The sequence below is a fragment of the Flavobacterium sp. genome, from assembly GCF_028712645.1.
Classification (GTDB): domain Bacteria; phylum Bacteroidota; class Bacteroidia; order Flavobacteriales; family Flavobacteriaceae; genus Flavobacterium.
The window spans coordinates 1-11,747 of sequence record NZ_JAQTPQ010000104.1; the positions used below are offsets into that span (position 1 = coordinate 1).

9 protein-coding genes are annotated in these 11,747 nt (G+C 33.8%); 6 read left to right on the top strand and 3 right to left on the bottom strand.

The genetic code is table 11. From position 1 onward, the window contains the following. Nucleotides 1–610: 610 nt before the first annotated feature. The 3 genes from PHC28_RS09385 to PHC28_RS09395 form a co-directional block, all read right to left on the bottom strand. Nucleotides 611–2,158 carry a SusD/RagB family nutrient-binding outer membrane lipoprotein gene (locus PHC28_RS09385; protein ID WP_300099176.1) on the bottom strand — a complete coding sequence of 516 codons (1,548 nt, stop codon included), beginning with the start codon at nt 2,156–2,158 and terminating at the stop codon, nt 611–613. 17 nt (nt 2,159–2,175) lie between these two features. Then, complete coding sequence (locus tag PHC28_RS09390) at nt 2,176–5,352, bottom strand: SusC/RagA family TonB-linked outer membrane protein (protein WP_300099179.1); 3,177 nt, start codon at nt 5,350–5,352, stop codon at nt 2,176–2,178. 149 nt (nt 5,353–5,501) lie between these two features. Continuing rightward, nucleotides 5,502–7,199 carry a BamA/TamA family outer membrane protein gene (locus tag PHC28_RS09395; protein ID WP_300099182.1) on the bottom strand — a complete coding sequence of 566 codons (1,698 nt, stop codon included), beginning with the start codon at nt 7,197–7,199 and terminating at the stop codon, nt 5,502–5,504. A gap of 181 nt (nt 7,200–7,380) precedes the next feature. On the opposite strand from PHC28_RS09395, the gene rpsL reads away from it, so the two are divergent. The 6 genes from rpsL to rplD form a co-directional block, all read left to right on the top strand. Beyond that, nucleotides 7,381–7,764 (top strand): 30S ribosomal protein S12, encoded by a 384-nt coding sequence (gene rpsL, locus PHC28_RS09400; protein WP_007136570.1) that lies wholly within the window; start codon nt 7,381–7,383, stop codon nt 7,762–7,764. A gap of 73 nt (nt 7,765–7,837) precedes the next feature. Then, nucleotides 7,838–8,314, top strand: a complete 477-nt coding sequence (gene rpsG / locus PHC28_RS09405) for a 30S ribosomal protein S7 (RefSeq protein WP_035668130.1) — start codon at nt 7,838–7,840, stop codon at nt 8,312–8,314. A gap of 10 nt (nt 8,315–8,324) precedes the next feature. After that, nucleotides 8,325–10,481, top strand: a complete 2,157-nt coding sequence (gene fusA / locus PHC28_RS09410; RefSeq protein WP_300099188.1) for an elongation factor G — start codon at nt 8,325–8,327, stop codon at nt 10,479–10,481. An 11-nt stretch (nt 10,482–10,492) separates the two neighbouring features. Next, the gene (gene rpsJ / locus PHC28_RS09415) at nt 10,493–10,798 is read left to right on the top strand and encodes a 30S ribosomal protein S10 (RefSeq protein ID WP_011963470.1); all 306 of its coding nucleotides are present in this window, start codon (nt 10,493–10,495) and stop codon (nt 10,796–10,798) included. A 154-nt stretch (nt 10,799–10,952) separates the two neighbouring features. Continuing rightward, on the top strand, nt 10,953–11,570 hold the full coding sequence (gene rplC, locus PHC28_RS09420; protein ID WP_300099191.1) for a 50S ribosomal protein L3: 618 nt from the start codon (nt 10,953–10,955) through the stop codon (nt 11,568–11,570). Then, nucleotides 11,570–11,747: 50S ribosomal protein L4 (gene rplD, locus PHC28_RS09425; protein WP_300099193.1), on the top strand; the 178-nt coding region annotated here is incomplete at its 3' end. The genes rplC and rplD, both read left to right, overlap by 1 nt.

Below are 11,747 nucleotides of genomic sequence, written 5' to 3' on the forward strand. Positions count from 1 at the left end.
TGTATCAAATCTATTGCTAGTTGGTTGCTCCTCAGCAGAGCCAATGTCCTCTTCAATTTGACGGAGGTAATTTAACTAATCTAAAATAAAAAATCACCAACTATTTTTGACCACATTACCTTTTTTACACAAACTCTTTTATAGTACTCATAAACATATATAAGTTGCTTATTCTGCCATTAATAATATTAACTTATTAATATTTTCATTTCTGATGTTTACTCTTAAGTTGATTAAATTTTAGTATTGATTAGATTGTAAAATGAGATTTATTTGTGATACTATTTTATAGAGTTCTTCTTATATTTTGCTTCCTATTTTTTATTGTTATGTCATAACACAAATAATATTTACTGTGTTTATGTGTGTTCTAATGATATATTTCCCCTCTTCATTTAAGATACAATTTCCTTTTTATGGGGATTTATTTTTACTGTTTTTTATGAATTATTATCAAAAGACCAATTAATTTAGGATGATACTTTTGGATTTAGTTAAATTTTTTTAATGAAAATATTATGCTATTATTCTAGTAGTAAACTATATTGAATAAGTTAAAAAAAAAGAGGCTGTCTTTTGACAGCCTCTTTTATATAAATAAATTCAACTATTATTGTAAATAATAAGGAGTTTTAGTGTTTACAGTGAATAAATCTGCATTACTTACATCTGGAACATTTGCACTATTAGAAGAATATTCTGATGTAGGATATATCAATCTATTTGGTCTTTTTGTTTCAGTTACTCCGAAAGGAAGTGGTAAAACAGGATAACCAGTTCTCATATTATCTATATATAACTCAATTCCTTGCCATTCAGCTAATGCAAGATATTTTTGAGTCATAATGGCACTAATTTTGTCAGTAGATCCAGTCCAGCCTAAGCCATTTTTACCATCTATAGCTGTTAAATAAGTCGCTGCATTAAGAGTAGCAGGAGTATAAGTACCAAAAGGTTTGCTGTAAAAATCAAATGAAGCAGTTACTCCGTCTTCAAAAGCTTGTTGCGCACTACCTGTCATATAGCCTCTTTGAAAAGCCTCTGCTTGAAGAAACTTGCTTTCAGCAGCAAGCATCAAATAAGCATCTCTTCCAGCTCCATTAGCATCAGAACCCAAACGGCCAATAAAAAATGACGACATTCTGGAAATTGCAGCAGCAGGGAAAATACCTTGTACATTTCCAACCACAACACCTCCGATTGTAGTAAATATGTTAGCTCTTCTAGGATCTACAATTCCAGTAGTGATGTTAGCATCATTGATAGTGCCATTTACTAGTTTTGCAGCAAAATCTCCAGCAGCATTGGCCCTATTAGATGATGTCCAAGCATTTAAAGCTTCATTTAAACCATAAGTTCTGTAAACTGGTGATCTAGACTGGAGTGTGCTTAAATCATAACCAGGGTTAACTGCTACGTCTTCAGAAATGAAATCTTGATTTGCATTTAATGCAGCAAATCGAGTAGTCCTTAAAGTTACAAGAGCAGCATCAGTAGTTTTAGACAATCTCATCAGCATTTTCAACTCAATTGTATTGATGAATTGTATCCATTTGTTTGTGTCTCCACCAAATACGATGTCTTCTGAGCCCAAATCAACAACATTGGTGCTTGGGTTATTAAAGAAATCCCTTGCTTCATCTAACTCTGCAAATAATTTAGGGATGATAGTTTTGTCATCATCATATTTAGGGGCACTAATTTTAGAATCAAAAGCTTCAGAATAGGGAGCGTCTCCATATAATGCAGTTATATAATCCATACACATTACTTTCATTACTTTAGCTACTCCAAAATGGTAAGAATAATCAGAATAAGTGTCTTTTTTATCTAAAATATCCTGAAAATTATCTCCATAAAGATAAGCATTTTCAAAACAAGTTCCATAATTAGCACTACTATATTTGTAGTTGTAGGCCGCATCAGTAGTAGTGTAACCACTATTTAAACCCCAAACATAGGCCAATTTATTCCCATAATTACCTAATGTAATGATCTGGTAAGTAGTGTAATTATTTAATGCGCCAGCTAACATTTGGTTAGGGGAGAGTGCATTAAATTCAGCTTTATTCGTTTGTTTTGAATTTACATCAAGGTAATTTTCACAAGATGTAAAGACAAGTAACATTATTATGCTACAGTAAAATATTTTTTTCATAATATATTATTTAATTATTAAAAAGTAGTGTTTATGCTGAAGCCAAAAGTACGTGTTGATGGGTATTGAGCATCACCTATCCATCCAAGACCATTTCTAGATGTATTGGTAAGAGTTCCTGTTGGGTTTCTTGCAGCATTAGATGTAGAACTGTTAACTTGATTTGAAGCTTCAGGGTCAGCATAACCTTTGTTGTTAGAAGCAAGAATAATAAATGGGTTTCTTGCGTTCACACTAAGTTTAAATGTTTGTATTCCAATTTTTTTCAAGACATCTTTTGGTAAAGAATAGCTTAAAGAAATCTCTCTAACTTTAAATGCTGTTGCATCAGTTAAATTGTGTGCCCCTAAATTAGACGCTTGTCCATAAAAAGTTTGAGTTCTATTGGCTGCGCCAGTATTTTGAAAACCACCACCAGTTAAGGTAGTATTAGGTACAAAAACACCTGGACTAGTTTGCTGAACTGAACCCGGGTATAGGAACCCAACGTTTCTGTCAAATGCTGCTGATTCGACTAAATGTCCATTCCAAGTAAGGTTGTATTTTGTTTGAGAAATAAAATAACCACCAGTTCTGTAATCCATAGTGAATGACAAACCGATTCCTTTGTATTCAAAACTATTGGTAAATCCTAAGATATAATCCGGAGTTACTTTACCTAAATTTTGAAATGCAGAAGTTGGGGTTGGTTGCCCTGTAGCATCTACAATTACATTTCCGTTTGGATCTCTAATCCAATCTGTACCTGTGATGTATGGGAAAGACATACCTTTAACAGCCGAAATGTCTGCGGCTATTTGAGAATTTCCAGAATCTGTTATTACTACTTTATCTGACTCACCTGCACTAATAACTTTGGTGTCATTAGCTGTATATGAAATTCTTCCATTCCATTTGAATGTTGGAGTGTTAAAAGGCATAAAACCTAAATCAATTTCAATTCCTTTACCTCTAAGTTGTCCAGAGTTCGTTTTTTTAGTTAATAAACCAGTGGTCGTACTAAGGGATGCATTTGTAATTAAATCATTAGTATCTGTTAAATAACCTGCGACATCTAAAGTTAATGCTTCTTTAAAGAAGCCAAAATTTAAACCCCCTTCATAAGTTGTGTAAGTTTCAGGTTTTATATTTGGATCAGTAATTCCATAACTATTATTATAAGAGTTACCGGTGCCAGAATAAGGGAATCCTGTAGCTGAGCCAGCTAAATCTGTAAGTTCATAAGCTCCAACTGGATCTAGTGAACCAACTTTCGTATAGTTAGCATATACTTTCAAATTAGTTAATATTGAGTTACCTTTTAAAGCATCAATTGCTTTTGTTGGAACGAATGAGGCACCTACTGAAGGATAAAAATAAAACTGGTTCCCTTTTGCTGCAACACTATTTCCTTCATATCTTCCAGTTACGTTTAAGAAAAGATAATCTTCATAATTAAAATCAAAATTTGCAAATGTAGCAACTGATCTCGTTTCATAAGTATTATTGTTCATTGAAGAAGGACTTGCAGGATTCAAAACATTAGTGATGTTGTAAAATCCTGGAATTGCTAAATTAACACCACCTTGTGAAACTCTTTTGGAATAATTATATTGCATATTCTCACCAAGGTTAAATTTCATTCCAATTTTATCAGACAATTCGTAATTGAAATTAGCCATTATATCACCATAATAAAAAGTGGATCCGTAATTTGATTGGTAAAATTCAGCTGCAGAAGAAAAATCTCCATCTGAAGTGGCCGGAGCTATTAATTCATTAGAATAAGAAATTTGATTATTGTTTCTTAATTGAACGGATCCATTATAAGCAAGTTCAAAATGTTTGTTAATTTCATATTGGGCACTTCCTCCAAAGTTAATGTAATTACGAATTTCATTTAACCTATTGTTGTCTTTTGCCCAATAAGGGTTTTGGTAATATCCATTCCATCCATAAATACCTCTGTTTTTAAATTCCCCAATAGGAATGCTAGAAGCAGCTTGTAATAAGTTGGTTAAAAGAGTATAGTCAGATCGAGAAGTAGAGGCATTAACATTTGCCTGTTTTGTGTTTTGATTGTTAAAAGTAACAGTACCTGCTAAAGTTAATTTATTTAATTTCTTTCCAGCATTAAAAACAAAATTATTTCTGTTTAAGTGATCTCCTTCTACAATAAAATCACGACTAACATTTCCTAAACTGAAATTTACGTAGGAATCATTCCCTCCAACACTTACGTTCAAATTATTCTGATAAATTGAACCTTTATTGTAAAAATCTTTGATATTGTCATATCCTTTTGTAGAATAGGTAGTTAAAACATCTCCGTCTGGGCTGCCGGGAATACCAACAGTATAAGGAGCACCATCCATTAATTCTCCCCAGCCACCATTTTCTTGGCGATCACGTGAACCATACCAACCTTGACCATATTTTGTTTGTCTTTCAGGAACAAAGCTAATGTCTTCAGTATCAAAAGTTGAAGTAAAAGTAACACTCATTTGTTCATCTTTAGTCCCTTTTTTAGTTTGAACCAGAACAACTCCTTGTTTTCCTTGTGAGCCATATAAAGCAGCTCCTTGAGCGCCTTTTAAAACAGTCACATTTTCAATCATTTCAGAAGGTAATGTTGCAAGCACATCAGCTGCAGAAATTACATTGTCAATTACAACTAATGCTTCTGTGTTTCCTGTAAATGATAACATTGAACGAATTCGAATTGAATTTGTGCCGCTAACGCCATTTGAAGTAGCATTGACAGTCAACCCAGAAACTTTACCAGCCAATGATCTTACAATATCAGGGTTGTAGGCTGCTTTTAATTCTTCATTAGAAACGGTTGAATAAGAAGACGTAACAGCCGCTTTCTTTTTCTTGATACCAACTGCACCTGTGACTACAACTTCTTCAAGAACTTGTGAGTCATTTTGCAGTTTTACATTAACCTTGGCTGAACCAGCCGTAACTTCTTGGGTCTTCATCCCAACATAGCTAAAAATCAAGACTTGGCTTGATGTTGCTTTGATGGAATATTTTCCGTCAAAATCAGTTTGTGTCCCAGATTGAGTTCCTTTTACTAATACACTCACGCCTGGTAAAGGCAGTCCTGCATTATCAGAAACAACACCCGAAACAGTTCTCTCTTGCGCAAAGGTTATTTGCGTCATAAGTGCTATTAAAAGCACTAAGAATCCATTTAACTTTAGTTTCATTTTTAAATATTTTGAATTAGTTGGACAAAAATCTTAATAATTTGTTAACTTTCCTAACATTTATATTGATTTTTTATGCGCGCATATGAAATTTAACATTTAACATATGCAATGAATAGTGTTATATTTTTTTATAATTTTAAAAAACACTAAAATTTTACATTATAACTTATGTGTATTATTGTGTTATAAAATTTAATTTCTTGACCCGCTATACTTCCATTGGCAAAAGCTAACTTTAACAGCCCATTTTTTGTTTGAATCCCCATTCCTAGTCCAAATCCTAGTAAATTCCCTCTGTTCTTAGTGCTATTGTCTTCATAATGTCCATAATCTATAATTGTATGCAGGTATAAATTAGGAGAAGCTATATATCGATATTCAGAAATGATGGCAGTCATAAAATTGGCTTGCAGACTATTTTCTGCAAATCCTCTTATGGAATTGATACCTCCAAAACGGTACAATTCATTGATAATATAAGTGTCGCTTTTTAGTAAATAATTTTGATAATTTATGTTAATACAGTTTTTCTTGTTTAAATAGAAATTATGCATTGCATTGAGGTTTATAAAATACTGTTTGCTTGTCCCTGCAGTTTCCGCCAGATCGGTTGTCGCTCTTTTTCCTATACCTATATTGAGTGAAACACTCGATTTTTTTGAAAAAGTTGCATTATCGTAATCCAATTTCGAATATTCTAAATTGGAAGTCCAATAGGAATTTTTGTAATCGCTAATCGTGGAATTGTTTGTGTTTTGAATATCGCTGGATTCAGTAGATTGATAGCCTAAATAGATTCGAGTGTTATAATGTATAAAATAACCTAAATCTATGGCTGTTTTGGTGTTTTGATAGATACTGTCTTGTTTGAATATATGAATTTGAGCTTTCATACCTATTGGGCTTTTAAATAAATAAGGTAAATCGATACTAGCTTTAAATGTTTTCTGATTGTTTCCGTTGCTTTTCCAATAAAGTGAAAATTGCTCACCCGCCCGTAAGGTGTTTTCTAAGGTTAAATCTAAGTATCCATTGAAAGTTAATTGATGCTTTTCGTTATTGGAAAAACCAATGAATCCATCAAAGGTGTTTGATTTTCTTTTTTCGAGATAAACATAAACTTTGGTGGTGTCCTTTGTGAATAAAATCTCTGGATATTTTATTTGGTTTACAAATCCAAATTTTTCAAAATCATCGTGAATTTGTCTTACGATATCTTTGTTGAAAGTGTTTTTGTGGTATTTTCTGTTGACTTGCGTTAAATGTCCTTCAGGAAAACTGTTTTTTTTGTTGGCTTTGTCATATTTAACAACAATCGAATTTATTTGCCTTTGTTGACCAGATTCAAATTGTAATTCTGCATAAAGAGATTCGTTTTGCTTATGAATGTTGATTAGCTTTAATCTTGCCAATGCAAAACCTTTTTGTTCCAGTTTTTGCAAAGTTTGATTCAAAAAGGGTTCTACTTCACTGTAAGATAGAATTAGAGAATCCTTTTTTTTATCCAATAATATCAAATCGTTTATTGCGGAATTTCTACCTATATATATATGTATAAATTTTATTCTTTGACCTAAACTAAATTTTGCCACATAACTAGAGTCATTTATCTTGGTGTTTTCGAGAATTTGGTTTTCGATATAGCCTATTTTCAATAGTTTTTCTGAGACTAAATCCATCTCGTTGCTTATAGACTTTGTGTTTTTGTGAATTGAAATGTAACTCAAGGAATCAATAACACTACATTCGGTAGTAGAGCTTCCAATGAGTTGCAAATGAAAATTTTGGGCAGAGCAATTCCAGCCGAAATGGATAAACAATAATAAGAATGCAAAATATTTCAAAGTGGATTTAAATTTTACTAAATGTAACGCAAATATCTAACGTTTGTGATAAAAATCATAAGGTTAAATAATCTTATTGAAAATTAATTAATTATGATTTGTTTAGTGAAAAATATTTTCTACATTTGCAACCCCGTAAAAAGCGGGAATTTTATAAACAAGTAATTTTTAGTATTTAACTATGCCAACTATTCAACAATTAGTAAGAACAGGAAGAACTCAAATCACTAAGAAGAGTAAATCGGTTGCTTTAGATTCTTGTCCTCAAAGAAGAGGTGTTTGTACGCGTGTTTACACTACAACTCCAAAAAAACCAAACTCTGCAATGCGTAAAGTAGCGCGTGTGCGTTTGACAAATGGAAATGAAGTAAATGCCTACATCCCTGGAGAAGGACATAATCTACAAGAGCACTCGATAGTATTAGTGCGAGGTGGAAGGGTAAAAGATTTGCCAGGAGTAAGATATCACATCGTTCGTGGTGCACTTGATACGTCAGGTGTTGCAGGAAGAACGCAAAGAAGATCTAAGTACGGAGCAAAACGCCCAAAAGAAGCAAAAAAGTAATTTAAAACGTTATTCTGATATTGATACGATTTATCGTGAGTGTATTGGAATGAAATTTTATTAAAAAAAAGACATGAGAAAAAGAGCGGCAAAGAAAAGACCACTTTTACCAGATCCAAGGTTTAATGACCAACTGGTAACACGTTTTGTGAACAACCTAATGTGGGATGGAAAAAAATCGACAGCGTTTAAAGTATTTTATGATGCAATTGACATCATTGAGTCTAAAAAACAAGATGCGGAGAAACCGTCATTAGAAATCTGGAAAGATGCTTTAACAAACGTTATGCCTCACGTAGAAGTGCGTAGTCGTAGAGTAGGTGGAGCTACATTTCAAATTCCAATGCAAATTAGACCAGACAGAAAGATTTCGATGGCAATGAAATGGTTAATTCTTTATTCAAGAAGAAGAAACGAAAAATCAATGGCTCAGAGATTAGCTTCAGAATGTTTAGCTGCGGCTAAAGAAGAAGGAGCTGCTGTTAAGAAAAGAATGGATACTCACAAAATGGCAGAAGCTAACAAAGCTTTCTCTCACTTTAGATTTTAATTCTTAAAAAATGGCTAGAGATCTTAAATATACAAGAAATATAGGTATTGCTGCTCATATTGATGCTGGTAAAACAACAACAACAGAGCGTATTTTATTCTATACTGGAAAATCACACAAAATTGGTGAAGTACACGATGGTGCTGCAACAATGGACTGGATGGCACAAGAGCAAGAAAGAGGTATCACGATTACTTCTGCTGCTACAACTTGTGAATGGAATTTTCCAACTACACAAGGTAAGTTATTGCCTGAAAGTTTACCATACCACTTTAATATTATCGATACCCCGGGACACGTAGATTTTACTGTTGAAGTAAATCGTTCTTTACGTGTGCTTGACGGATTGGTTTTCTTGTTTAGTGCTGTTGATGGTGTTGAGCCACAATCAGAAACTAACTGGAGACTTGCGGATCAATATAGAGTTCCAAGAATTGGATTCGTTAACAAAATGGATCGTCAAGGTTCTAACTTTTTGATGGTTTGTCAACAAGTTAGGGATATGTTGAAATCAAACGCTGTTGCGATTACTTTGCCAATTGGTGAAGAAAATGATTTTAAAGGTGTGGTTGATTTAGTAAAAAACCAAGCTATTGTATGGCATGAAGAAGGTTTAGGGGCTACTTATGATATTGTGCCTATTCCAGAAGATATGCTTGCGGATGTAAAAGAATACAGATCTATTCTTATTGAAGCGGTAGCTGATTATGATGAAACTCTTTTAGAAAAATTTATGGAAGACGAAGAGTCTATCACTGAAGAAGAGATTAACATCGCTTTAAGAGCTGCTGTAATGGATATGGCGATTATTCCTATGATTGCGGGTTCATCTTTTAAAAATAAAGGAGTTCAATTTATGTTAGATGCAGTATGTAAATACTTGCCATCTCCAATGGATAAAGAAGGTATTACTGGTATTCATCCAGATGATGCTGAACTTTTAGAAGAAGATCAAACTAAAATATTGCGTAAACCAGATGTAAAAGAGCCTTTCGCTGCTTTAGCATTTAAGATTGCTACTGATCCATTCGTGGGTCGTTTGGCTTTTTTCCGTGCTTATTCAGGAAGATTGGATGCTGGTTCTTATGTTTTGAATACTCGTTCTGGTAACAAAGAAAGAATTTCTCGTATCTACCAAATGCACGCTAACAAACAAAATCCAATCGAGTATATCGAGGCAGGTGATATTGGAGCTGCTGTAGGATTTAAAGATATCAAAACTGGAGATACATTGTGTGATGAAAAACACCCAATTATCCTTGAATCTATGAAATTCCCTGCGCCAGTAATTGGTATTGCAATTGAGCCTAAAACAAAAGCTGACGTAGATAAAATGGGTATGGCTTTGGCTAAATTAGCCGAAGAAGATCCAACATTTACAGTTAGAACTGATGAAGCTTCAGGACAAACAATTATCTCAGGTATGGGTGAGCTTCACTTAGATATCCTTGTTGATAGAATGCGTCGTGAATTCAAAGTTGAAGTGAACCAAGGGGAGCCTCAAGTAGAATACAAAGAAGCATTTACAAAATCTGCTCAACACAGAGAAACTTACAAAAAACAATCTGGTGGTCGTGGTAAATTCGGTGATATCGTATTTATTTTAGAGCCAGCTGATGAAGTTGACGGTAAAGTTCCAGTAGGATTGCAATTTGTTAATTCGGTAAAAGGAGGTAACGTACCAAAAGAATATATACCTTCAGTTGAAAAAGGTTTCCGTGAAGCTATGAAAACTGGTCCATTAGCTGGATATCAAGTAGATAGTTTGAAAGTAACTTTGTTAGATGGATCTTTCCACCCAGTGGATTCTGATGCACTTTCTTTTGAATTAGCAGCTAGAATGGGATACAGAGAAGTGGCTAAAGCTGCAGGTGCTGTAATTCTTGAGCCAATAATGAAAATGGAAGTGATTACACCAGAAGAAAATATGGGAGATATTGTAGGTGATATTAATCGTCGTAGAGGTCAGGTGAATGATATGGGTGACAGAGCAGGTGCTAAAACCATCAAAGCTGATGTTCCATTATCGGAAATGTTTGGATATGTAACAACGTTAAGAACACTTTCATCTGGAAGAGCAACATCTACTATGGAATTTTCACACTACGCAGAAACACCTTCTAATATTTCAGAAGCAGTTATCAAAAAAGCAAAAGGAAACGCATAATCTTTAAGAAAATGAGTCAAAAAATCAGAATAAAATTAAAATCTTACGATCACATGTTAGTAGACAAGTCTGCTGAAAAGATTGTAAAAACCGTAAAAAGCACTGGAGCTGTAGTAACAGGACCAATTCCGTTACCAACTCACAAAAAACTTTTTACTGTTCTACGTTCTCCACACGTTAACAAAAAAGCGAGAGAACAATTTGAAGTAATGTCATACAAGAGATTGATTGATATTTATTCATCTTCATCTAAAACTATTGATGCTTTAATGAAACTTGAATTGCCAAGTGGAGTTGAAGTTGAAATCAAAGTTTAGGTAGTTTAAGAGTAAACCGGAACGCTGTTTTTAAACGAAAAATATTTTTTTGGTTTGTGTGTAAATAAAGTATACTTTTGCACCACTTTAAAAAATAGGGTTCGCTTAAAAGCTGCGTTCTATATTTATATTTAATAATTAATAATTAATATTTATGTCTGGGTTAATCGGAAGAAAAATTGGCATGACAAGCATCTTTGACGAGAACGGGAAAAACATTCCTTGTACTGTTATTGAAGCTGGCCCATGTGTAGTTACCCAAGTCAGAACCAAAGGTGTTGACGGGTATGAAGCGTTGCAACTAGGTTTCGATGACAAAAACGAGAAACATTCCACAAAAGCGGCCGTAGGTCACTTTGCTAAAGCTGGAACTGTAACTAAGAAAAAAGTCGTTGAATTCCAAGATTTTGCAACAGAACAAAAATTAGGTGACGTTATAAACGTTTCTATTTTTGAAGAAGGAGAATTTGTAGATGTGCAAGGTGTATCTAAAGGTAAAGGTTTCCAAGGGGTTGTTAAACGTCACGGTTTTGGTGGTGTTGGACAAGCAACTCACGGTCAACACAACCGTTTAAGAGCGCCAGGTTCTGTAGGAGCTTCTTCTTATCCATCTAGAGTATTCAAAGGAATGCGTATGGCTGGAAGAATGGGAGGAGATAATGTAAAAGTTCAAAACCTTAGAGTTTTAAAAGTAGTGGCTGAAAAGAACCTACTTGTTATTAAAGGATGTGTTCCTGGTCATAACAACTCTTATGTAATCATTCAGAAGTAATGGAAGCAAAAGTATTAGATTTCAATGGAAAAGATACTGGAAGAAAAGTGCAACTTTCTGATTCAGTATTTGGTATAGAACCAAATAATCACGCAGTATATCTTGATGTTAAGCAATATCTTGCTAACCAACGTCAAGGAACGCACAAAGCTAAAGAAAGAGCTGAAGTAGCAGGAA

Excerpts from the sequence above, each read along its gene's own strand:
- PHC28_RS09385 (WP_300099176.1), bottom strand. The coding sequence starts at position 2,158 with ATGAAAAAAATATTTTACTGTAGCATAATAATGTTACTTGTCTTTACA.
- PHC28_RS09390 (WP_300099179.1), bottom strand. The coding sequence starts at position 5,352 with ATGAAACTAAAGTTAAATGGATTCTTAGTGCTTTTAATAGCACTTATG.
- rpsL (WP_007136570.1), top strand. The coding sequence starts at position 7,381 with ATGCCAACTATTCAACAATTAGTAAGAACAGGAAGAACTCAAATCACT.
- rpsG (WP_035668130.1), top strand. The coding sequence starts at position 7,838 with ATGAGAAAAAGAGCGGCAAAGAAAAGACCACTTTTACCAGATCCAAGG.
- fusA (WP_300099188.1), top strand. The coding sequence starts at position 8,325 with ATGGCTAGAGATCTTAAATATACAAGAAATATAGGTATTGCTGCTCAT.
- rpsJ (WP_011963470.1), top strand. The coding sequence starts at position 10,493 with ATGAGTCAAAAAATCAGAATAAAATTAAAATCTTACGATCACATGTTA.
- rplC (WP_300099191.1), top strand. The coding sequence starts at position 10,953 with ATGTCTGGGTTAATCGGAAGAAAAATTGGCATGACAAGCATCTTTGAC.